This window comes from Streptomyces sp. NBC_01476, from assembly GCF_036227265.1.
GTDB lineage: Bacteria > Actinomycetota > Actinomycetes > Streptomycetales > Streptomycetaceae > Actinacidiphila.
The window spans coordinates 1382909-1405195 of record NZ_CP109446.1 but is presented as its reverse complement, the minus strand read 5'-3'; the positions used below and the strand labels follow the sequence as shown (position 1 = coordinate 1405195).

Here is a 22287-nt window from a genome sequence, read left to right as displayed (position 1 = left end):
GATACGGGCATTGCATAAAAGTGCAAGCGACCGTATAGTCATGCTGTCGAGCATGGAGGAGTGGAGCGATGGCGGTGCGGGTGGCGGTGGCCGGGGCCAGTGGGTATGCCGGAGGAGAGGCGCTCAGGCTGCTGCTCGGGCACCCCGCGGTGGAGATCGGGGCGGTGACCGGGAACGCCAGCGCCGGGCAGCCGCTCGGGACGCTGCAGCCGCATCTCCTGCCGCTCGCCGGACGGGTGCTCCAGGAGACCACCGCCGAGGTGCTCGACGGGCACGACGTGGTCTTCCTCGCCCTGCCGCACGGCCAGTCGGCCGCCGTCGCCGAGCAGTTGGGCCCGGACGTGCTGGTCGTGGACATGGGCGCCGACTTCCGGCTGAAGGACCCGGCGGACTGGGAGCGGTTCTACGGATCGCCGCACGCGGGCACCTGGCCGTACGGGCTGCCCGAGCTGCCGGGCGGCCGCGCCGCGCTGGAGGGGTCCAAGCGCATCGCGGTCCCCGGCTGCTACCCCACCGCCGTCTCGCTCGCGCTGGCCCCCGCCTATGCCGCCGCCCTGGTCGAACCCGAAGCGGTGATCGTCGCCGCGTCCGGCACCTCCGGCGCCGGCAAATCCCCCAAGCCGCACCTGCTCGGCTCCGAGGTGATGGGCTCGATGAGCCCGTACGGCGTGGGCGGCGGCCACCGGCACACCCCCGAGATGATCCAGAACCTCAGCGCGGCGGCCGGCGTGCCGGTGAACGTCTCCTTCACCCCGACGCTCGCGCCCATGTCCCGCGGCATCCTCGCCACCTGCAGCGCGAAGGCGACGCCGGGCATCACGGCCGACGACGTACGGACGGCGTACGAGAAGGCGTACGGCGACGAGCCGTTCGTCCACCTGCTGCCCGCCGGCCAGTGGCCCACCACCGCCGCGGTGCACGGCTCGAACGCCACCCAACTCCAGGTCGCCTACGACGAGTTCGCGGGCCGGGTGATCGTCGTCAGCGCCATCGACAACCTGACCAAGGGCACCGCGGGCGGCGCGGTGCAGAGCATGAACATCGCCCTCGGGCTGCCCGAGGCGACGGGACTTTCCACGATCGGCGTCGCTCCGTGACCGACGTACGCGAGGCCGCCGCGCGGCGGACGGCGCCGGCCGCGGCTTCCTGCCGGGCGGGCACGGACGCGGGGAACGCGAAGAGCGCGACCAAGAAGAGCGCGAAGAACGCGACAAAGGAGTCAAGGTGAGCGTGACGGCAGCGAAGGGGTTCACGGCCGCGGGCATCGCCGCCGGGATCAAGGCGAGCGGCAACCCGGACCTGGCCCTCGTGGTCAACACCGGACCGCGCCGCGCCGCGGCCGGTGTCTTCACGTCCAACCGCGTGAAGGCCGCCCCCGTGCTCTGGTCGCAGCAGGTCGTCAAGGGCGGCGAGGTGACCGCCGTCGTCCTCAACTCCGGTGGCGCCAATGCCTGCACCGGTCCGAAGGGCTTCCAGGACACGCACGCCACCGCCGAGAAGGCCGCCGAGGTGCTGGGCCACAGCGCCGGCGAGATCGCCATCGCCTCCACCGGGCTGATCGGCGTCCTGCTGCCGATGGACAAGCTGCTGCCCGGGATCGAGAAGGCCGCCGCGGCCCTGTCCGAGCACGGCGGCGAGAAGGCGGCCATCGCCATCAAGACCACCGACACCGTCCACAAGACGGCCGTCGCGGCCAGTGCGGCCGGCTGGACGGTCGGCGGCATGGCCAAGGGCGCCGGCATGCTCGCACCGGGCCTGGCCACCATGCTCGTCGTGCTCACCACCGACGCCGACCTCGACGCCGGCACCCTGGACAAGGCGCTCCGTGACGCCACCCGCCAGACCTTCGACCGGATCGACTCCGACGGCTGCATGTCCACCAACGACACCGTCCTGCTGCTCGCCTCCGGGGCCGCGGGCGTCACCCCGGACTACGACGAGTTCGCCGACGCGGTGCGGACCGTCTGCGGCGACCTGGCCCGCCAGCTGATCGGCGACGCCGAGGGCGCGAGCAAGGACATCAGGATCGAGGTCGTGCACGCGGCGAGCGAGGAGGACGCGGTCGAGGTCGGCCGGAGCATCGCCCGCAACAACCTGCTCAAGTGCGCCATCCATGGCGAGGACCCCAACTGGGGCCGGGTGCTGGCCGCGATCGGCACCACCGCGGCCGTCTACGAACCGGACCGGCTGGACGTCGCGATCAACGGCGTGTGGGTCTGCCGCGACGGCTCGGTCGGTGAGGACCGCGACCTGGTGGACATGCGCTTCCGGGAGGTCGTGATCACCGCCGACCTCGCGGCCGGCGACGCCTCCGCCGTCATCTGGACCAACGACCTCACCGCCGACTACGTCCACGAGAACAGCGCGTACAGCTCATGAGCACTCGCAAGCACACCGCACTGCCCAAGGCCCAGATCCTCATCGAGGCGCTGCCCTGGCTGACCCGCCACCACGGCCGGACCGTCGTCATCAAGTTCGGCGGGAACGCCATGGTGGACGAGGAGCTGAAGGCCGCCTTCGCCCAGGACGTGGTCTTCCTGCGGCATGCCGGGCTCAAGCCGGTCGTGGTGCACGGCGGCGGCCCGCAGATCAGCGCCCAGCTCGACCTGCACGGTCTGGTCAGCGAGTTCAAGGCCGGACTGCGGGTCACCACCCCCGAGGCGATGGACGTCGTACGGATGGTGCTGGCCGGCCAGGTGCAGCGCGAACTGGTCGGCCTGCTCAACCAGCACGGCCCCCTCGCGGTCGGCATGACCGGCGAGGACGCGCACACCATCACCGCGGTCAAGCACTACCCGACGATCGACGGGCAGCGCGTGGACATCGGGCGGGTCGGGGAGATCACCGCGATCGACACCGGAGCCATCCAGGCGCTGCTGGACGACGGCCGCATCCCGGTGGTCTCCTCCATCGCCCGGGCCGGCGACGACAGCCATGTCTACAACGTCAACGCCGACACCGCCGCCGCGGCGCTGGCCGCCGCCCTCGGCGCCGAGACGCTGATGGTCCTCACCGACGTCGAGGGCCTCTACGAGGACTGGCCCAACAGCGATGACGTGATCAGCCGGCTCACCGCCACCGAGCTGGAGAAGCTGCTGCCCGAGCTCTCCAGCGGCATGGTCCCGAAGATGGAGGGCTGCCTGCACGCGGTCCGCAACGGCGTGCACACCGCCCGGGTCATCGACGGCCGCGTCCAGCACGCGATCCTGCTGGAGATCTTCACCGACGAGGGGATCGGCACCATGGTCGTGCCCGACCCCGGGACACCGGGCGCACCAGGCGCGCCCGACGCCTGGAACAGCGTGCCGACGACCGAAGGGGGAGCCCGGTGACCACCGGCAACGAGGAACTGTCCCAGCGCTGGCAGGGCGCGCTGATGGACAACTACGGCCTGCCCCGGCTGCCGCTGGTCCGCGGCGAGGGCACCCGGTTCTGGGACGCCGACGGGAAGGTCTACTACGACTTCCTCGCCGGTATCGCCGTCAACGCCCTCGGCACCGCCCACCCGGCGATCGTCGCTGCCGTCACCCGGCAGGTCGCCGCCCTCGGGCACGTCTCCAACCTCTTCATCGCCGAGCCCCCGGTGGCGCTGGCCGAGAAGCTGCTGCAGCTCTTCGGCCGGCCCGGCCGGGTGTTCTTCGCCAACTCCGGCGCCGAGGCGAACGAGGCCGCCTTCAAGATCGGCCGGCTCACCGGCCGCCCGCGGATGGTCGCCACCCAGGGCGCCTTCCACGGCCGCACCATGGGCTCGCTCGCCCTCACCGGCCAGCCGCCGAAGCGCGACCCCTTCCTGCCGCTGCCCGGTGACGTCACCCATGTGCCGTTCGGCGACGCCGAGGCGCTGCGGGCGGCGGTCGGCACCGACACCGCGCTGGTGGTCATCGAACCGATCCAGGGCGAGAACGGCGTCATCGTCCCGCCGCCGGGATATCTGCGGGCAGCCCGCGAGATCACCGCCGCCACCGGCACGCTGCTGGTGCTGGACGAGGTGCAGACCGGCGTCGGCCGGACAGGGCACTGGTTCGAGTGCCATGCCCAGGGCGTCGAACCCGATGTGATCACCCTCGCCAAGGGCCTCGGCGGCGGGCTGCCGCTCGGCGCCGCCATCGCCTTCGGCCCGGCCGCCGGCCTGCTCACCCCCGGCGCCCACGGCACCACCTTCGGCGGCAACCCGATCGCCTGCGCGGCCGGCCTCGCGGTGCTGGACACCATCGAGACCGACGGCCTCCTCGACAACGTCAAGCGGCAGGGCGAGAAGCTGCGGCAGGGCATCGAGGCGCTGCGACACCCACTGGTCGATCATGTGCGCGGTTCCGGGCTGCTGATCGGTATCGTGCTCACCGAGCCGCTGTCCGCGCAGGTCCAGCGGGCGGCTCAGGACGCCGGACTGCTGGTGAACGCGGCCGTCCCCGACACGGTGCGGCTCGCGCCGCCGCTGATCGTCGGCGACGAGGAGACGGACGCGTTCCTGCGGCTGCTGCCGGGCGTCCTCGACCAGGTGTACCGGGGTGCCGGGGAGAAGTGAGACGGAGAATGACGCGACGATGAGCGAGGCGCAGGGGCACGGCGGCAGCCAGGCGGTACCGCAGACCCGCACCGCACGGCACCGCAGGATCGTGGACATCCTCGGCCGGCAGCCGGTGCGGTCGCAGAGCCAGCTGGCCAAGCTGCTCGCCGACGACGGGCTGAGCGTCACCCAGGCGACGCTCAGCCGCGACCTCGACGAACTCGGCGCGGTGAAGATCCGCACCAATGACGGCGAACTCATCTACGCCGTTCCCTCCGAGGGCGGGTACCGCACCCCGCAGGCGCCGCTCGGCGAATCGGTCAAGGAGGAGCGGATGAAGCGGCTGGCAGCCGAACTCCTCATCTCCGCCGAGGCGTCCGCCAACCTCGTGGTCGTCCGCACCCCGCCGGGCGCCGCCCAGTTCCTCGCCTCCTCGATCGACCAGGCCGAGGTCTACGACATCCTCGGCACCATCGCAGGCGACGACACGGTGGTCCTGATCAGCCGCGACCCGACCGGCGGCCAGAAGCTCGCCGACCACCTCCTGCGGCTGGCCCAGGGCGAGTCCTAGCGCCCCCGCTCCTGCTCCGGAGGCCCGCCGCGGGCCCCCGCGGGGGTACCGTCCACAGCCCTGGCAGGCCGCTGACCTGCCGCGTTGACGAAGCATGCGGTGCAGTGCATACTTATACCAGTTAGCGTATGCATCGTAAGGAGAGACCCGTGACCGAGCGCGTCGTACTCGCCTACTCAGGCGGCCTGGACACCTCCGTCGCCATCGGCTGGATCGCCGAGGAGACCGGCGCCGAAGTCATCGCCGTCGCGGTGGACGTCGGCCAGGGCGGCGAGGACCTGGACGTCATCCGCAAGCGGGCCATCGCCTGCGGTGCCGTCGAGGCCGAAGTCGCCGACGCCAAGACCGAGTTCGCCGACGAGTACTGCCTGCCGGCGCTCAAGGCGAACGCGCTGTACATGGACCGCTACCCGCTGGTGTCCGCGCTGTCCCGGCCGGTGATCGTCAAGCACCTGGTGGCCGCCGCGCAGAAGCACGGCGCCGACACCGTCGCGCACGGCTGTACCGGCAAGGGCAACGACCAGGTGCGGTTCGAGGCCGGCATCTCCTCGCTGGCCCCCGGCCTGAAGTGCATCGCCCCGGTCCGCGACTACGCCATGACCCGCGACAAGGCCATCGCCTTCTGCGAGGAGAAGAACCTCCCGATCGTCACCACCAAGAAGTCGCCGTACTCCATCGACCAGAACGTCTTCGGGCGGGCCGTCGAGACCGGCTTCCTGGAGGACATCTGGAACGCGCCGATCGAGGACGTCTACGAGTACACCCAGAACCCGGCCACCCCCCGGGAGGCCGACGAGGTCGTCATCAGCTTCCGGCAGGGTGTGCCGGTCGCCATCGACGGCAGCCCGGTCAGCGTGCTCGAAGCCATCCAGCAGCTCAACGTACGGGCCGGCGCCCAGGGCATCGGCCGGATCGACATGGTCGAGGACCGGCTGGTCGGCATCAAGTCCCGGGAGATCTACGAGGCCCCGGGCGCCATCGCGCTGATCACCGCCCACCAGGAACTGGAGAACGTCACCGTCGAGCGCGAACTCGCCCGCTACAAGCGGCAGGTCGAGCAGCGCTGGGGCGAACTGGTCTACGACGGCATGTGGTTCTCGCCGCTCAAGCGGGCACTGGACGGCTTCATCAACGAGGCCAACGAGCACGTCAACGGCGAGATCCGGATGGTGCTGCACGGCGGCCGGGCGGTCGTCACCGGCCGGAAGTCCGACACGTCGCTCTACGACTTCAACCTCGCCACGTACGACACCGGCGACACCTTCGACCAGTCGCTCTCCAAGGGCTTCATCGAGATCTTCGGCATGTCCTCGAAGATCGCCGCCAAGCGGGACCAGGCGCAGTGACCCAGGGCGGCAACCCCGACGTCAAGCTCTGGGGCGGGCGGTTCGCCGACGGACCGTCCGCCGCCCTGGAGGCGCTCTCCGCGTCGGTGCACTTCGACTTCCGGCTCGCGCCCTACGACATCGCCGGCTCCCGGGCCCACGCCCGGGTGCTGCACCACGCCGGACTGCTCACCGCGGACGAACTGGACCGGATGACCGCCGGTCTCGACGACCTCGAAGCAGCCGTGGCCGCGGGGGAGTTCACGGGCACCGTCGCCGACGAGGACGTGCACACCGCGCTGGAGCGCGGTCTGCTGGAGCGCCTCGGCCCCGACCTCGGCGGCAAGCTGCGGGCCGGGCGGTCCCGGAACGACCAGGTCGCCACGCTCTTCCGGATGTACCTGCGCGACCACGCCCGGATCATCGGCGGACTGATCGCCGGTCTCCAGGACGCCCTGGTCGGCCTCGCCGAGGCCCACCCGGACGTGGCCATGCCCGGCCGCACCCATCTGCAGCACGCCCAGCCGGTGCTCTTCGCGCACCACATGCTGGCGCATGTGCAGGCGCTGTCCCGGGACGCCCAGCGGCTGCGCCAGTGGGACGAGCGCACCGCGGTGTCGCCGTACGGCGCCGGCGCGCTGGCCGGCTCCTCGCTCGGCCTCGACCCGGAGGCGGTCGCCCGCGACCTCGGCTTCGAGCACGGCAGCGCGGCCAACTCCATCGACGGCACCGCCTCGCGTGACTTCGTGGCCGAATTCGCCTTCATCACCGCGATGATCGGCGTCAACCTGTCGCGGATCGCCGAGGAGATCATCATCTGGAACACGAAGGAGTTCTCCTTCGTGACCCTGCACGACGCCTTCTCCACCGGCTCCTCGATCATGCCGCAGAAGAAGAACCCGGACATCGCGGAGCTGGCCCGCGGCAAGTCCGGCCGGCTGATCGGGAATCTCACCGGACTGCTGGCGACGCTCAAGGCACTGCCGCTGGCGTACAACCGTGACCTGCAGGAGGACAAGGAGCCGGTCTTCGACTCCTGCGACCAGCTGGAGGTGCTGCTCCCGGCGTTCACCGGGATGATGGCCACCCTCACCGTGCACCGGGAGCGGCTGGAGGCACTGGCACCGGCCGGCTTCTCGCTGGCCACCGACATCGCCGAGTGGCTGGTACGGCAGGGGGTGCCGTTCCGGGTCGCGCACGAGGTGGCGGGGGAGTGCGTCAAGGTCTGCGAGGCCGAGCACATCGAGCTCGATCAGCTGACCGACGAGCAGTTCGCCAAGATCTCACCGCACCTGACCCCCGAGGTCCGCTCGGTGCTCAATGTGGCGGGCTCACTGGCCTCCCGCAGCGCGCGCGGCGGCACCGCGCCGAGCGCCGTCGCCGTACAACTCGGCGAGGTCAAGGCGGACTTGGCCCGCCAGCACACGTGGGCGCGGGCAAAGGAGAAATAACCGGCCGCCTCAGTCCCGGTACTCCGCGGGGGGCGGCGCGAAGAGAGCACCGTCGCTGCCGTCCTCCGGCCACTTCCGCTCCAGCTTCAGCAGCGAACCGTCGTGGCGCATCTGCTCCAGGACGCCGTTGACGAACCGTACGAAGTCGATCTGCCGCGGCCGCATCGCGATCCCGCGCGGTTCGTCGGTGAAGCGCGGCCCGATCAGCTTGGTGTTCGGGTGACGCCGGCTTTCCCCGCGCGGTTCCCGCCGAACCCTGCGGCGGTCAGGCCGCCTTCGCCTTGGTGGCGTAGATGTCGACGTACTCCTGTCCGGACAGGTGCATCACCTGGCTCATCACCTCGTCGGTGACGGCCCGCAGGACGTAGCGGTCGCGGTCCATGCCCTCGTAGCGGGCGAAGTGCAGCGGTGTGCCGAAGCGGATGGTGACCGGGGCCAGCCGGGGCATTCCGGTGCCGCCGGGCTGCACCTTGTCGGTGCCGATCATGGCGAAGGGCACGACGGGGGCGCCCGTCATCAGGGCCAGCCGGGCGATGCCGGTACGGCCGCGGTAGAGCCGGCCGTCGGGGGACCGGGTGCCCTCGGGGTAGATGCCGAAGATCCGGCCCTCGTCGAGGACCCGGCGTCCGGTCATCAGGGCCGCCACCCCGCCGTGACCGCCGTCGCGGTCCACCGGGATCATGCCGCAGGTGGTGAAGAACCACGCCATCAGCCGGCCCTTGACGCCCTTGCCGGTGACGTACTCGTCCTTGCCGATGAAGTACACCTGACGGCGGACCACCAGCGACAGGAACATCGAGTCGATGAAGGTGACATGGTTCCCGGCCAGGATCACCGGACCCTCGCCGGGGATCCGCTCCACCCCCTCGACCACCGGGCGGTAGAGGACGCGCATCAGCACCAGCAGAATCGCCTTGAGCACACTGCGGGACATGCGGGAGAACAACGGACCCTCCGAAGGCACGGTCGACAGGCGCCGGACCCGCCGCCGCCACGCGGAGGCTACTGGTCCGTACACGAGGACGATACGTCCGTAACGCCACCGCGCGCACGCCGGGTACACCCGACCGCTACCCACTGTTGACATACGTTACGGGCGAGTTCCGGCTGAGGTCCCCGGGACGAAAGGTGCTGCCGCCACCATGCGCCCATGACGGACAACGACCAGCACACGACCGGGCTCGGCAGACGAGCCGTTCTCACCGCGGCCGCCCTCGGCGCCGGCGGCGCGGTCCTCGGCGCGGCCGGTACCGCACAGGCCCAGGACCAGGGTGGCGCCGCCGGCCCCGCCCGCGGCGACAGCCGGAGCAGCGGCCACGGCAGCGGCCACGGCGGCCCGTACAGCGGCGCGCCGAAGCTCCCGGTGCCCGCCATCGTCGGACACCGCGGCACCGCCGGCTACCGCCCCGAGCACACCTTCGGCTCCTACGAGTACGCGCTGGAGATCGGCGCGGACATCGTCGAGCAGGACGTCGTGCCCACCAGGGACGGCCATCTGGTGTGCCGGCACGAGCCGGAGATCGGCGGCACCACCGACGTCGCCGACCACCCCGAGTTCGCCGCCCGCCGCACCACCAAGACCCTCGACGGCGTCCCCACCACCGGCTGGTTCACCGAGGACTTCACCCTCGCGGAGCTGAAGCGGCTGCGGGCGGTGGAACGGCTGCCCGCCGTCCGCCAGCGCAACACCATCTACAACGGCCGCTGGGACATCCCCACCTTCGCCGAGGTGCTGGCCTGGGCCGACCGCGAGGGCCGCAAGCGCGGCAGGCCCGTCTGGCTGCACACCGAGACCAAGCACCCCAGCTACTTCCGCGGCATCGGCCTGCCGCTGGAGGAGCGGCTGGTCAAGCTGCTGCGGCCGTACGGACGGCACCGCGCGGACGCACCCCAGTTCCTGCAGTCCTTCGAGGCGCAGAGCCTCCAGCGGCTCGGGAAGCTCGGCGCCGAGGTGCGGAAGGTCTTCCTGCTCAACGGCCTCACCTCGCGTCCCTGGGACTTCGTGGTGGCCGGCGACCCGCGCACGGTGGCCGATCTGGTGACACCGGCCGGACTGCGGTGGATCGCGACCTTCGCCCAGGGGATCGGCCCGACCGCGGAACTGGTCATCCCGCTCGACGCCACCGGCCACCTGCTGGGGCCCAGCACGCTGGTGAGGGACGCGCACCGGGAGGGCCTGATCCTGCACCCCTTCACCGCCCGCAACGAGAACCAGTTCCTGCCGGCCGACTTCCGGGTCGGCACCGACCCCAACGCCTACGGCAACCCGGTCGACGCGTTCCGGACCTGGTTCGCCACCGGCATCGACGGACTGTTCACCGACAACTCCGACACCGCCGTACTGGCCCGCGAGGACTACTGGAACCACGCCTGACCGGTCCCCTCCGGCTCACCGGGTGTACGGCGGCCGTCACCCCCTGAGGTGCCACCCCATGAGGTGAAACCCGGCCGCGCCGGAGCACCGCCCGGCGCGGCCGGCCGCCACCGGGGGATATGCAGGACGTCATGGAACCACTGGCGTACGCCCGGTTCGGGCGACTGCTCACCGCCGAGGCCGCCGCCGAGGCACCGCCCGGCGGCGGTATCGAGGCCGCCGACCTCGAACAGGCCGTCTGGCTGCGGCTGCTGGAGCTCGGCGGGCCGCCCGCCGAGCCCGCCCGCTGGGTACGCGGGGCGGTACGGGACGAGGCGCGCGCCGCCGCCCGGCGGATCCGCTGCGAACTGCCCTGCGGCGCCCCCGAGGCGGACCCGGACCCCGGGGACGGCGCGGACGTCGAGGAACGGGTCCTGGCCGCGGAGCGTCACCGGGCCGTCCGCGCGGCGCTGACCCGGCTGCCCGGCCGCTGCCCGCAGGTCGTCGCGGCCCTGATGTCCGGATCCGACCTCACCTACCGCGAGATCTCCCGGGAGTTGGGAATCTCACAAGGCAGTCTCGGGCCGCTGCGCTCGCGGTGCCTGAGCTGTCTCAGGTCGATCCTGAATTCGAGGGTTGGATCCCCGGTGAGACGGGGTAATGCACGGTAAACAGTCAGCGGCAGTGGGCACCCTTGGCACGCGCGGACGGGACTGAGACGAGTAGCACACCACCGCCACTCGACCGGGTAGTTTGTGCGATCATCGGCGCCACGGAGGCGGCGCATACCCGCACCAACTCCACTCAGGCACACGTCCCGGGCGCACACCTCACCCTCAACTGCCCGGACGATTCGAAGGGGAGGCCTGCGCGCATGGGCATGAGCGTGACCATCTCTACGGCGGAGCACACCGACGCCGAGAAGATCCTGAAACTCCAATACCTCTGTTACCAGGGCGAAGCAGAGCTCTATGGGGACTACTCCATCGAACCGCTCACCCAGACCCTGGACGAACTGCGGGCCGAACTCGCCGAGGGCGTCGTGCTGGTGGCGCGACTCGGCCAGGAGGTCGTCGGTTCGGTCCGCGGCGCCGTCGACGACGACGGCACCGCCCGGATCGGAAAACTCATCGTGCACCCGCGCCTGCAGCGGCACGGCCTGGGCGGACGGCTGCTCGCCGCCCTCGAAGGCCGCCTCGCCGAGGAAGCGGAGGCCAAGCGGTACCGGCTCTTCACCGGCCACCGCAGCCAGGTCAATCTGCGGATGTACCGCAAGCTCGGCTACGAGCAGGTGGGCGCCGCTGAGCCGGTCACCCGGCGGCTGAGCCTGGTCTACATGGAGAAGCCCGCGGCGGCGGAGCACCCCGTCCCGTCCCTCGCCGCCACCGCCTGACCGGAACCGGACCGGGGCCGCGTGCCGTCCCCGGGACGGATCAGTGGCCGGTCTGCCGCGGCTGGACCCCCGCCTCACGGGCGGCACGGCGCAGCCACAGCAGACCGGCCACCGGCAGGGCCAGCGGCAGGAAGACGTAGCCGATCCCGAAGTCCGACCAGACGGTCGCGTCCGGGAAGGCCGAGGAGTCCACGATCGTCGCGATGCCGACGGTGAGCACCCCGAGCAGCTCCGCCGAGCAGCACACCAGCGCCACCCTGCGGGCCGACTCGCCGCCCCGCCACAGCGCGATCGTGATCACCGCGTAGACCACCCCGGCCACCGCGGAGAGCAGATACGCCAGCGGCGCCTCGTGATACTTCGTGCTGATCTGGACGATCGACCGGGAGAGCGCGGCCACGGTGAAGACCGCGTAGAGCGAGAGCAGCAGCCGCCCGGGCCCGGTGCCGATACGGTTCGGCTTCGCCGCCTGCGGCTGCCCGCTCTCGTCGTCCCCGCCGGTCGTCTGCTGTGCTGCGTGCTCTGTTGCGGCCACGGATCCCGCCTCCACCGTTTCTCGTACGTCGTCCTCAGCCATGCCCACTACCCCAGACCTCGTGCAGCCGCAGCTCCAGCACCGCCAGGATCACCCCGCCGGCCGCGACGATCGCCGAGCCCCAACGAGTCCGCTCGGCAAGGGACATGAAGGCCGCCGCCGGAATCGTGCAGACCGCGCCGATCTGATAGGCGAGGAACACCACCAGCCCCTGGTCCGGCCGGTCGCCGTGCGCCAGCTGCACCACCGAGACCACCAGCTGGACCAGCGTGACCAAGGTCACCACGGCCATCCCGGCGAAGTGCCAGTCCTTCGTCGGCGAATCACGGTACGCCGCGAAACCGCACCACGCCGCCAGCAGCAGCGCCGTGACGGAGACCGTGATGATGACCGCGTCAAGCATGCGACGACTTTATTACCAGCGGTCGCCGGGCCCGTCCCCCGGGTCCACCGCCGGGCAGCGACCCCACGCCGGCGTCCTCGGCCGCCATCCTCAGCCCGGGAACCTCAGGCGCGGCCCCGGCCACGGGCCCGCCCGTACCGCAGCCAGTACACATCCGTCGTGTACGGCATCTCGATCGCCCCGCTGCCCCGGGTCGCGTCGTGCGCGCCCAGCACGGTCTCCACCTCCGACCGCACCCGGGCCTGCGCCGCCGGGTCGAGCACCGCGATATGGCTGGAGGACATCATCCGCTCCACCACGTCGGCGACGGTCGTCGTATAGGGGTTGGGCCAGTGCCGCTCCTCGATGGCCCCCCAGCCGCCGCGGCCCGCGAACGCGTCGCGCCAGTTCCCCGGGTCGCCGAGGCCGTGGGTCAGCGGCGGGCTCGGCAGGTCCCGCGGTGCCAGCCGGAAGTAGATGTCCTGGAAGTCACGCACCCACGGCACCGAGGTGTCGTACGTGTTCCACACCAGGGCCAGCGCACCACCCGGCCGCAGCAGCCGCTCCACCTCGGCCAGCGCCTCGCCCTCCTGGAACCAGTGCCAGGACTGCGCCGCCACCACCGCGTCCGCGCAGCCGTCCGGCAGCCCGGTCGCCTCCGCCGTACCCGCTGTCACCACCACCGCGGGCAGCAGCTCCGCGATCTGCTCGCGCATCTCCCGGACCGGCTCCACCGCCAGCACCTCGGCGCCGGTCAGTGCCAGCAGCCGGGTGAACTTGCCGGTGCCGGCACCGAGGTCGACCACGGTCCGGCCGGCTTCGAGGGGCAACGCGTCGGCGAGCGCCGCGAGCGCCGCCATCGGGTAGGAGGGCCGGGAGCGCTCGTAGACTCCGGCGGCCCGCTGATAGCCGACTCCTGCTGCGTGGTGCACTCTCACGCGGGCTGACGGTAGCAGGATCGGATGACGTCCACGGATACCCGATCCGACCGGCATCCACCCTACTCTGAAAGGGCGTTCGCCCCATCGCGCCGCCGCACCACCGCAAGCGCACCGCCGCACCATCCGGCACACGGCCCACCGTGCGCCCGCCCCGCCGCCACGACCCTGCCCGGTGGCAGCGGCGCATGATGATGCATGCTGTTCAGTTCACAGCCGTGCAATCCACCCATGCCCCTGGTTACGGAGCAGCGAATGACCTCAGCACCGGCCTTCCCGGACATCTCCATCTCCACGGAGCGGCTGGTGTTGCGCGCATACGAGGAAGCCGACGTCCCGGCGCTGGTGGAGATGATGGACGACGAGCTGATCACCGCCTGGACCGGGGTGCCCCACCCGTACACCGCCGAGGCGGCCAGGGACTTCGTCGGCAGAGCCGCGCCCGCCGAGCGTACCGAGGGCCGCGGCCTGGTGCTCGCCGTCACCGAGTTCCTCACCCAGCGGCTGGTCGGCACGGTCTCCCTGCAGCGCACCGACTGGCGGATCAGGGCCACCGAGATCGGCTACCTCACCGCCTCCTGGGCCCGCGGCGAGGGATACGCCTGCGAAGCGGTGCTCGCGGTCTGCCGCTGGCTCTTCGCGGAGCAGTCCTTCGCCCGGGTCGAACTGCGGACCGCCGCCGACAACACCGCCTCCCAGCAGGTCGCCCAGAAAGTCGGCTGCGTCAGCGAGGGAGTGCTGCGCGGAGCCGGGCTGGTCCGTACCCTGACCGGGGACGGCACCTGGGCCGAGACCCGCACCGACCTGCTGGTGTGGAGTCTGCTGCCGGAGGACCTCGACGAGAGTTCCGGCTCCGGCGCGGGCGACGACCGGTACGGCAACTACACCCAGTACACCGACTACACCGCCTACGCCGACTGGCACTGACCGCGCCGTAACGCGGCGCACAGCTCCGGGTTAGGGTTCTCACCCCGGGACTGTGTTCCGCACGGTCCCGTGGTTCCGTGTCCTCGTGTTTCCCGCGTTCCGCGCGATTTTCCGCTCCCGGTTTCCGGCCGGGGAGACCACCAGCACCACCGCGATCCGCACCGCCATGGAGGGGCAGACGATGGCCGACCGGGTCACCGTGATCGGTTGGGACGGCTCACCGCCGTCCGACGCCGCCAAAGCCGCACTCAGCGCGGCGACCCTGGTGGCGGGTACCCGACCGCATCTCGCCCTTCCGTACGTCAACAAGAACGCCGAGCAGATCGTGCTGGGCAGCATCGAGATCGCCGCCCGGCGGATCGCCGGCCACCGCGGCACCGCCGTGGTGCTCGCCGGCGGCGACCCCGGCTTCTTCGGTGTGGTGCGCGCCCTGCGCGACCCCGAACACGGCCTGGAGGTCGAGGTCATCCCCGGCGTCTCCGCCGTCGCCCAGGCGTTCGCCCGGGCCGGTATGCCATGGGACGACGCGCGGGTGGTCGCCGCCACCAGCCGTACCCTGCGCCAGGCCGTCAACGTGTGCCGCGCCTACCCCAAGGTCGCGGTGCTCACCGCCCCCGGCGCCGGCCCGGCCGAACTCGCCCTGCTGCTCACCGGGGTGCACCGCACCTTCGTCATCTGCGAGGCGCTGGGCACCGAGCAGGAACAGGTCACCGTCCTCACCTCCGACAAGGTCGCCGACCACATCTGGCGCGAGCCCAATGTGGTCCTGGTCGTCGGCGGCATGACCTCGAACGCACCCGGTGTGGCCGGCCGCACCGGCTGGATCGCCGGCCGCGACCCCGGCTTCCCCGGCCCGGTACGCGGCTGGGCGCTCGCCTCCGAGTACGGCGGCCACGTCCCCGCGCAACTGCGCGCCTTCCAACTGGCCAGGCTCGGGCCGCGTACTGGCGACCTGGTGTGGGACATCGGCGCCGCGGACGGCTCGATCGCCATAGAGGCGGCCAGGTTCGGCGCCGCCGTCATCGCCGTCGACCGCGACGCCGACGCCTGCGACTGGATCAAGGTCGCCGCCCGGCGCGGTGGTGTCGAACTCCACATCGTGCACGGCACCGCGCCGCAGGCCCTCGAAGACCTCCCGGAGCCCGATGTGGTCCGGATCGGGCACGCCGACGCCGAGGTCGTCAGCGCCTGCGTGGCGCGCCGCCCGGAGCGGATCGTCACCACGGCCGCCACCCGGGACACCGCGGAATCGGTCACCAGGGCGCTCGCGGAGGGCGGTTACGAGGTCGAGCGGGTGCTGCTCCAGTCCGTCGAACTGGACAGCGAATGGGCCGAGCGGGAGCGCTCGGTGACCTTCGCGCTGAGCGCCAGCCGACGCTGACCCGTGCAGGGACCACCCACTTTCGCAACCCCTTTCACAGGGGCACCCTTGACCGTGTTTTCGCTGGTCGTAGCGGTACTGGGGTGGTACGGGAGGGGGGCGTGTGAGATACGTCCCGAGGTGCGGACTCCGGGCCGGAGGGCCTCCCGGCGGGGGGTAGGCTGACGGATCGTTGTGCCGTCGTCGTGCGTTGACGAGGTGTCGAGCTCTACCGGCACCCGGCGCCGACGTGCCGCATCCCTGACACGCTCGTTGTGCTTCGTGGGGGTCGGGCTGTGGCGGCGCAGCGGCTGGAAGGAGCGAAACCGATGGGCGAGGGGCACGCATGACGGACACCGGTCAGATCCCCGGCGAGGGGCTGCCGGAGAACGCAGTCGGAGAAGCGGCTCGCCGGCCGCACCTCGACGTTCCCGGCAACGGCGTACCGCAGCAGCCCGGATGGGGAGCGGAAGCGCAGGCTCCCCTCGCCCCGCAGCCGCTGCCCGCGCATCAGGGGCTCCCCGCGCAGGCCGCAGAGCAGCACGGCGCCGTCGCGTACGACTACCTCGACCACCCGGCGGCACCCGGCGCCGCACCCCTGGACGACGAGGACGACGTGCTGCTGATGCCCGGGCCGCAGGGCAGCTGGAGCGATCCGCAGCCGGTGCCCGCCCAGCGGTATGACGCGCCGTCGGTTTCCGATTCCGTCGGGCCGCTTCCCGTCCCGCACCAGGGCGGCCCCGAGCCGGTGTACGCGGAACAGGGCGCCACCGGTCAGCACGTGCCCGCACCGGGCATGCCCGGGGGTGTTCTGCCCGAAGAAGCTGGTGCCGGGCAGGCGTTCGCGGGCCAGGCCGTCCCCGCGCAGGGTGCGCCGGGGCAGAGCCTGCCCGGACGCGGTGCGCCGGCGGGCGGGCCGGCCGAACAGGGATACGCAGGTCAGGGTGTTACCGGGCCGGCTGGGTTCGGGGGCGGGCTGCCCGAACAGAACGGTGCCGGGCAGGCGTTCGCGGGCCAGGGTGTTTCCGGGCCGGGCGAGCCCGGGGGTGTTCTGCCCGAACAGGCCGGTGCCGAGCCGGTGTACGCAGGTCAGGGCGCCACCGGTCAGCACGTGCCCGCACCGGGCATGCCCGGGGGCGGTCTGCCCGAAGAGGCCGGTGCCGGGCAGGCGTTCACCGGGCCGGGGAGTGAAGGACAGGACGTGCACGGACCGGCCGGTGCCGCACCCTCGGGCGGCCTTGCCGGGCAGGCGTTCGCCGCCTCCGCGCAGGCCGGCGCCGAACAGGGCCCGCCCCCGGGTGAGGTCAGCGAGCCGGTCGCCGCCGCCGGGCAGGGTGCCGCGCAGCCGCTGGGGGAGCCGGCCGTCCAGCCCCCCGTCGCACCCGCTCCGCGCCGCCCGCTGCACATGGGCCCGCCGATCCCGGACCCGTCGAGCGGCGGCGTCTCGGTACGTTCGCTCGCCGACCGGGGGCCCGCGGTCCGCGCCTCGGGACCGGCCACTTCGGGACCCGAATACCTCGACGTGCCCTCCGACGACACGGCCGGCATCCCGGCGCAGCAGACCGGCGAGCCGGGCAACCCGGCGGTGCCGGTCCCCAGCAGCGCCTGGCCCGCCGCCGGCGCCGCCGCGCCCGAGGTCTCCCAGCAGTCGCTGATCCCGCACGCCGACAGCATCATCGCGCCGCAGCACTTCCCGGCCGCGCCGCAGGGCGAGCAGGCCACGGAAGGGCCGCAGTTCGCGGCCCCGGCCGGGCAGGAGCCGTCCCCGGGCGCGGGATCGCCGGCGCCGGTCGCCGAAGCGGCCGCCGCGCCCGCGGCCGTGCCCGTACGGGAGCCGGCCGAGCCGGTCCAGGCTCAGCCCGGCCCCGAGCCGGTGGAAACCGCACCGGTGACCGCCGAGCCGGCGGCTGCCCCGGAGCGTACGCAACCGCCGGTTGACGCCGCACCGGCCGCCGTGGCCGCCGCCGCACCGGCCGCCCCGGCTCCGGCCGAGGAGTCCGGCACTCCTGCCGCCGGGGTCGCGGTGACCGCGGCGGCAGTCGTCGGGGTGCCGGCTGAGACGCTGGTCGCGGCGGTGGCGCCGGAACCCGCCGTCGCGGCGCCGGACGAGACCGCGCCGCCCGTCCCCGCGGAGGCCGCCGTACCGCCCCCCGCCCTCGCGGTGGAGGACGTGGCCGGCTCCGGCAACTTCGTCGTACGCGCCCCGGCCGAGGCCATAGAGCCCGCGGTCCCCGGAGAACCGCAGCCCACCCCGGCGGAAGCCGAAACCCGCCTCGCAGCCGAGGCCGGCAAGGGCCGCAGGCGCCGCGCCGCGTCCGCCGGCGAACCGGACCCCTCGTTCACGTCCGGCGTGGACATCTCCACGGCCCTTGAAGAGGAGCAGGGCGCACCTGCCGAGCCGTACGAACCCGCGGTGCGGGACGCGGTGCACCGGGTGATGCGCGAACGGCGGGACATCCGTAACGGCTTCCGCTCCGACCCGATCCCGCACGACGTGCTGCTCCGGGTCCTGGAAGCCGCGCACACCGCGCCGAGCGTGGGGCACTCCCAGCCGTGGGACTTCGTCGTGATCCGGTCGGAGAAGACCCGCGAGAAGATGCACGAACTGGCCATGCACCAGCGCGACGCGTACGCGAAGTCGCTGCCCAAGGCGCGGGCCCGGCAGTTCCGTGAGCTGAAGATCGAGGCGATCCTCGACACCCCGGTGAACATCGTGGTCACCGCCGACCCCACCCGCGGCGGCCGGCACACCCTCGGCCGGCACACCCAGCCGCAGATGGCCCCGTACTCCTCGGCCCTCGCGGTGGAGAACCTGTGGCTCGCGGCCCGCGCCGAAGGGCTCGGCGTCGGCTGGGTCAGCTTCTTCGACGAGCGGCAGATGGTCACCGAACTCGGCCTGCCCGAACACCTGGAGGTCGTCGCCTACCTCTGCGTCGGCTACGTGGACGAGTTCCCGGACGAGCCCGAGCTGATGCAGGCCGGCTGGTCCAAGCGGCGGCCGCTGTCGTGGGTCGTCCACGAGGAGGAGTACGGCAACCGGGCGCTGCCCGGCGAGGAGCCGCACGACCTGCTCGACGAGACACTGCGCGGCATCCGGCCGCTGGACGCGAAGGCGCTCGGCGAGGCATGGGAGCGGCAGAAGCGGATGACGAAGCCGGCGGGGGCGCTGGGCATGCTGGAGATCATCTCCGCGCAGCTCAGCGGGCTCTCCCGGCAGTGCCCGCCGCCGATCCCGGAGCCCGCGGCGGTGGCGATCTTCGCCGGGGACCACGGGGTGCACGCCCAGGGCGTCACGGCGTGGCCGCAGGAGGTCACCGGGCAGATGGTGGCGAACTTCCTCGGCGGTGGCGCGGTCTGCAACGCGTTCGCCAATCAGGTGGGGGCGGAGGTGTGCGTCATCGACGTCGGTGTCGCCTCGGAACTCCCCAGCACGCCGGGGCTGCTGCCGCGGAAGGTGCGGCCCGGCACGGCGGACTTCACGCAGGGGCCGGCGATGAGCCGGGAAGAGGCGCTGCGAGCGATCGAGGTCGGGATCGAGACGGCGCGGGATCTGGTGTCGGCGGGGAACAAGGCGCTGCTCACCGGGGAGATGGGGATCGCCAACACCACGGCGTCGGCGGTGCTGATCTCCGTCTTCACCGGGGCGGACCCGGCGGAGGTGACCGGGCGGGGTACTGGCATCAACGACGAGATGCACGCGCGGAAGATCGAGGTGGTGCGGCGCGCGCTTGAGCTGCACCGGCCGGATCCGGCGGACCCGATCGCGGTCCTCGCGGCGGTCGGCGGGCTCGAACACGCGGCGATGGTCGGGCTGTTGCTCGGTGCGGCGGCGCTGCGGACGCCGGTCATCCTGGACGGTGTCAGTGCCGGTGCGGCGGCGCTGGTCGCGCGGGCGATCGCTCCCGAGGTGCTGGCGGCGTGCATCGCGGGGCACCGCAGCGCTGAGCCGGGCCATGTCGCGGCCCTCACCACGCTCGGCCTGCGCCCGCTGGTCGATCTCGACCTCCGCCTCGGCGAAGGCACCGGCGCGCTCCTCGCCCTCCCTCTCGTCCAGAGCGCGGCCCGCGTCATGCACGAGGTAGCCACCTTCGACGCGGCCGGCGTCACCGAAAAGTCCTAACGGCCCCCCGCCGAAGGTGGGTGCGCCGGGCGCCGCTGGGGGGGTGCCCCCTTTTCCGCCGTCGCGGCGGGACGCGGGATGGCGCTTTTCGGCGGTGCCGGGCCGGCCCTGGCCCGGTTGGGGTGGGTTTGGCACCGCCGGTTCGCGCCGTGTGGCTTCCCGCCGTCGCGGCGGGATGTGGGGTCCCGCCGGGCTTCGGGCGCGGCTTCGGCGGTGGGTGCCGTGCTCTTGCGTGCCGTTGGGGGTTGGGTGCCCCCATTGCCGCCGCCGCGGCGGGGTGGTGGGTGGCCGGGGAGAGGAAGGGCGCACCGTAATCTGGGGGTGACCTGGTGAGGCGGGCCGCAGGGCCGCGTGGGGATGACTGAGCGCAAGGAGCCGCAGATGGACCGGCAGGACGTGTCCGCATACCCCGTAGGGCTGCGGCTGGCCGGGCGGCGCGTGGTGGTGGTCGGCGGCGGACAGGTCGCCCAGCGGCGGCTGCCCGCCCTGGTCTCGGCGGGAGCCGACATCGTGCTGGTGTCGCCCTCGGTGACCCCCTCCGTCGAGGCCATGGCGGCAGCCGGTGAACTGCGCTGGGAGCCCCGCCCCTACCAGGACGGTGACCTCGAAGGCTCCTGGTACGCCCTGATCGCCAGCACCGACCACGCCGCCAACGCCGCCGCCTCCGCGGAAGCCGAAGCCCGCCGGATCTGGTGCGTACGCAGCGACGACGCCGAAGCCGCCACCGCCTGGACCCCGGCCACCGGCCGCACCGACGGGGTCACCGTCGCCGTCCTCACCGGCCGCGACCCGCGCCGCTCCGCCGCCGTACGCGACGCGGTCGTCGCCGGCCTGCGCGACGGCACCCTCGTCGCACCGCAGCACCGGACCCGTACCGCCGGCGTCGCCCTGGTCGGCGGCGGCCCCGGCGACCCCGACCTGATCACGGTCCGTGGCCGCCGCCTCCTCGCCGAGGCCGACGTGGTGATCGCCGACCGCCTCGGCCCGCGCGACCTGCTGGACGAACTGCCCCCGCACGTCGAGGTGATCGACGCGGCGAAGATCCCGTACGGCCGGGCGATGGCCCAGGAGGCCATCAACACCGCACTGATCGAGCACGCCAAGGCCGGCAAGGCCGTGGTCCGGCTCAAGGGCGGCGACCCTTACGTCTTCGGCCGCGGTATGGAAGAGGCCGAGGCGCTCGCCGACGCCGGCATCCCGGTCACCGTGGTCCCCGGTATCTCCAGCTCCATCAGCGTGCCGGGCGCGGCCGGCATCCCCGTCACACACCGCGGCGTCGCGCACGAGTTCACCGTGGTCAGCGGCCATGTCGCCCCCGACGACCCGCGCTCCCTCGTCGACTGGTCCGCGCTGGCCCGGCTGCGCGGCACCCTCGTCCTGCTGATGGCGGTGGAACGGATCGGCTCCATCGCCGACACCCTGATCGCGGGCGGCCGGTCCGCGGACACTCTGGTCGCCGTCGTGCAGGAGGGCACCACCGCCGCGCAGCGCCGGGTGGACGCCACCCTGGCCACCGTCGCCGCCCAGGTGGCGGCCGAAGGCGTACGCCCGCCCGCCGTCATCGTCATCGGCGACGTGGTCGGTGTGGGGGCCGGCGCCGGCCGGGCGGTGGCCCCGCGTGGCTGAACCGATCGTCCTGGACGACCCCGCCGACCCGCGGTTCACCGACTACACCTCGCTGACCGACGTCGCCCTGCGCCGCCACCGCGAACCCGCCGAGGGCCTGTTCATCGCCGAGGGCGAGAAGGTGATCCGCCGGGCCACCGCGGCCGGCTACGCGATGCGGTCGATGCTGCTCTCCGCGAAGTGGCTCGATGTCATGGGCGACGTCATCGAGGCGGCCACCGCCCCGGTGTATCTGGTCACCCCGGCACTCGCGGAACAGGTCACCGGCTACCACGTGCACCGCGGCGCACTCGCCGCCATGGCCAGAAAACCGCTGCCGGCCCCGGCCGGGCTGCTCGCCGGTGCCCACCGGATCGCGGTCTTCGAGGACACCGTCGACCACGCCAACCTCGGCGCCGCCTTCCGTAACGCCGCCGCCCTCGGCATCGACGCGGTGCTGCTCAGCCCGCGCTGCGCCGACCCCCTCTACCGGCGGGCCGTGAAGGTCTCGATGGGCACCGTCTTCCAGATCCCGTGGACCCGGCTCGACTCCTGGCCCGCGGACCTGGAACTGCTGCGCTCCCACGGCTTCGTGACCGCGGCCCTCTGTCTCGCCGATGACGCGATCACCCTCGACGAACTCGCCGCCCGCCGCCACGAGAAGCTGGCGCTGCTGTTCGGCACCGAGGGCGACGGCCTGTCGAAGGGGGCTCTCCAGGAGGCCGACACTCAGGTGAGCATCCCGATGGCCGCGGGCGTCGACTCCCTCAATGTGGCCGCCGCCTCCGCACTGGCCTTCTACGTCACCCGGCGCTGAGCG

20 protein-coding genes are annotated in these 22287 nt (G+C 72.6%); 15 read left to right on the top strand and 5 right to left on the bottom strand.

Annotation, left to right across the window (positions count from 1 at the left end):
- Positions 1-68 precede the first annotated feature (68 nt).
- The 7 genes from argC to argH all read left to right on the top strand — a co-directional run bounded on the left by argC (position 69) and on the right by argH (position 7854).
- Positions 69-1097, top strand: coding sequence for an N-acetyl-gamma-glutamyl-phosphate reductase (gene argC, locus OG552_RS06155; RefSeq protein ID WP_329130172.1), 1029 nt, complete (start codon positions 69-71; stop codon positions 1095-1097).
- Positions 1098-1224: 127 nt separating this feature from the next.
- Positions 1225-2379, top strand: coding sequence for a bifunctional glutamate N-acetyltransferase/amino-acid acetyltransferase ArgJ (gene argJ / locus OG552_RS06150; protein WP_329130171.1), 1155 nt, complete (start codon positions 1225-1227; stop codon positions 2377-2379).
- Positions 2376-3332: an acetylglutamate kinase gene (gene argB, locus OG552_RS06145; protein WP_329130170.1), complete on the top strand. Its 957-nt coding sequence runs from the start codon at positions 2376-2378 to the stop codon at positions 3330-3332. The genes argJ and argB overlap by 4 nt, the downstream gene beginning before the upstream one ends.
- Positions 3329-4525, top strand: coding sequence for an acetylornithine transaminase (locus OG552_RS06140; protein WP_329130169.1), 1197 nt, complete (start codon positions 3329-3331; stop codon positions 4523-4525). Before argB ends, OG552_RS06140 begins: the two co-directional genes overlap by 4 nt.
- Positions 4526-4544: 19 nt before the next feature.
- Positions 4545-5078 carry an arginine repressor gene (locus OG552_RS06135; protein WP_329130168.1) on the top strand — a complete coding sequence of 178 codons (534 nt, stop codon included), beginning with the start codon at positions 4545-4547 and terminating at the stop codon, positions 5076-5078.
- 149 nt (positions 5079-5227) lie between these two features.
- Positions 5228-6424: an argininosuccinate synthase gene (locus tag OG552_RS06130; protein ID WP_329130167.1), complete on the top strand. Its 1197-nt coding sequence runs from the start codon at positions 5228-5230 to the stop codon at positions 6422-6424.
- On the top strand, positions 6421-7854 hold the full coding sequence (gene argH / locus OG552_RS06125) for an argininosuccinate lyase (RefSeq protein ID WP_329130166.1): 1434 nt from the start codon (positions 6421-6423) through the stop codon (positions 7852-7854). The genes OG552_RS06130 and argH overlap by 4 nt, the downstream gene beginning before the upstream one ends.
- Before the next feature lie 9 nt (positions 7855-7863).
- Here the strand turns inward: argH and OG552_RS06120 are convergent, their stop codons facing one another.
- Both OG552_RS06120 and OG552_RS06115 read right to left on the bottom strand, forming a co-directional pair.
- On the bottom strand, positions 7864-8019 hold the full coding sequence (locus OG552_RS06120) for a hypothetical protein (protein ID WP_443070877.1): 156 nt from the start codon (positions 8017-8019) through the stop codon (positions 7864-7866).
- 100 nt (positions 8020-8119) lie between these two features.
- A complete protein-coding gene (locus OG552_RS06115; protein WP_329130165.1) occupies positions 8120-8788 on the bottom strand; it encodes a lysophospholipid acyltransferase family protein in 669 nt (222 codons plus the stop codon).
- A 216-nt stretch (positions 8789-9004) separates the two neighbouring features.
- On the opposite strand from OG552_RS06115, the gene OG552_RS06110 reads away from it, so the two are divergent.
- The 3 genes from OG552_RS06110 (at position 9005) to OG552_RS06100 (ending at position 11600) form a co-directional block, all read left to right on the top strand.
- Positions 9005-10228 (top strand): glycerophosphodiester phosphodiesterase, encoded by a 1224-nt coding sequence (locus OG552_RS06110; protein WP_329130164.1) that lies wholly within the window; start codon positions 9005-9007, stop codon positions 10226-10228.
- A gap of 131 nt (positions 10229-10359) precedes the next feature.
- Positions 10360-10878, top strand: a complete 519-nt coding sequence (locus OG552_RS06105; RefSeq protein ID WP_329130163.1) for an RNA polymerase sigma factor — start codon at positions 10360-10362, stop codon at positions 10876-10878.
- Positions 10879-11081: 203 nt separating this feature from the next.
- Positions 11082-11600: a GNAT family N-acetyltransferase gene (locus OG552_RS06100; protein WP_329130162.1), complete on the top strand. Its 519-nt coding sequence runs from the start codon at positions 11082-11084 to the stop codon at positions 11598-11600.
- Positions 11601-11640: 40 nt separating this feature from the next.
- On the opposite strand, the gene OG552_RS06095 is transcribed toward OG552_RS06100, so the two are convergent.
- The 3 genes from OG552_RS06095 to OG552_RS06085 all read right to left on the bottom strand — a co-directional run bounded on the left by OG552_RS06095 (position 11641) and on the right by OG552_RS06085 (position 13455).
- The gene (locus OG552_RS06095; protein ID WP_329130161.1) at positions 11641-12177 is read right to left on the bottom strand and encodes a hypothetical protein; all 537 of its coding nucleotides are present in this window, start codon (positions 12175-12177) and stop codon (positions 11641-11643) included.
- Positions 12170-12538 carry a hypothetical protein gene (locus OG552_RS06090; protein WP_329130160.1) on the bottom strand — a complete coding sequence of 123 codons (369 nt, stop codon included), beginning with the start codon at positions 12536-12538 and terminating at the stop codon, positions 12170-12172. The genes OG552_RS06095 and OG552_RS06090 overlap by 8 nt, the downstream gene beginning before the upstream one ends.
- A 104-nt stretch (positions 12539-12642) precedes the next feature.
- Positions 12643-13455, bottom strand: coding sequence for a class I SAM-dependent methyltransferase (locus OG552_RS06085; RefSeq protein WP_329130159.1), 813 nt, complete (start codon positions 13453-13455; stop codon positions 12643-12645).
- Positions 13456-13710: 255 nt separating this feature from the next.
- Between OG552_RS06085 and OG552_RS06080 the strand changes: the two genes are divergently transcribed.
- The 5 genes from OG552_RS06080 to OG552_RS06060 all read left to right on the top strand — a co-directional run bounded on the left by OG552_RS06080 (position 13711) and on the right by OG552_RS06060 (position 22284).
- Positions 13711-14382, top strand: a complete 672-nt coding sequence (locus OG552_RS06080; protein ID WP_329130158.1) for a GNAT family N-acetyltransferase — start codon at positions 13711-13713, stop codon at positions 14380-14382.
- A 181-nt stretch (positions 14383-14563) separates the two neighbouring features.
- Positions 14564-15763: a precorrin-6y C5,15-methyltransferase (decarboxylating) subunit CbiE gene (gene cbiE, locus OG552_RS06075; protein WP_329140578.1), complete on the top strand. Its 1200-nt coding sequence runs from the start codon at positions 14564-14566 to the stop codon at positions 15761-15763.
- A gap of 325 nt (positions 15764-16088) precedes the next feature.
- Positions 16089-19862 (top strand): nicotinate-nucleotide--dimethylbenzimidazole phosphoribosyltransferase, encoded by a 3774-nt coding sequence (gene cobT, locus OG552_RS06070; RefSeq protein ID WP_329130157.1) that lies wholly within the window; start codon positions 16089-16091, stop codon positions 19860-19862.
- 381 nt (positions 19863-20243) lie between these two features.
- A complete protein-coding gene (gene cobA / locus OG552_RS06065) occupies positions 20244-21488 on the top strand; it encodes a uroporphyrinogen-III C-methyltransferase (protein WP_329140576.1) in 1245 nt (414 codons plus the stop codon).
- Positions 21481-22284: a TrmH family RNA methyltransferase gene (locus tag OG552_RS06060; protein WP_329130156.1), complete on the top strand. Its 804-nt coding sequence runs from the start codon at positions 21481-21483 to the stop codon at positions 22282-22284. The genes cobA and OG552_RS06060 overlap by 8 nt, the downstream gene beginning before the upstream one ends.
- The last annotated feature ends 3 nt before the right edge of the window (positions 22285-22287 follow it).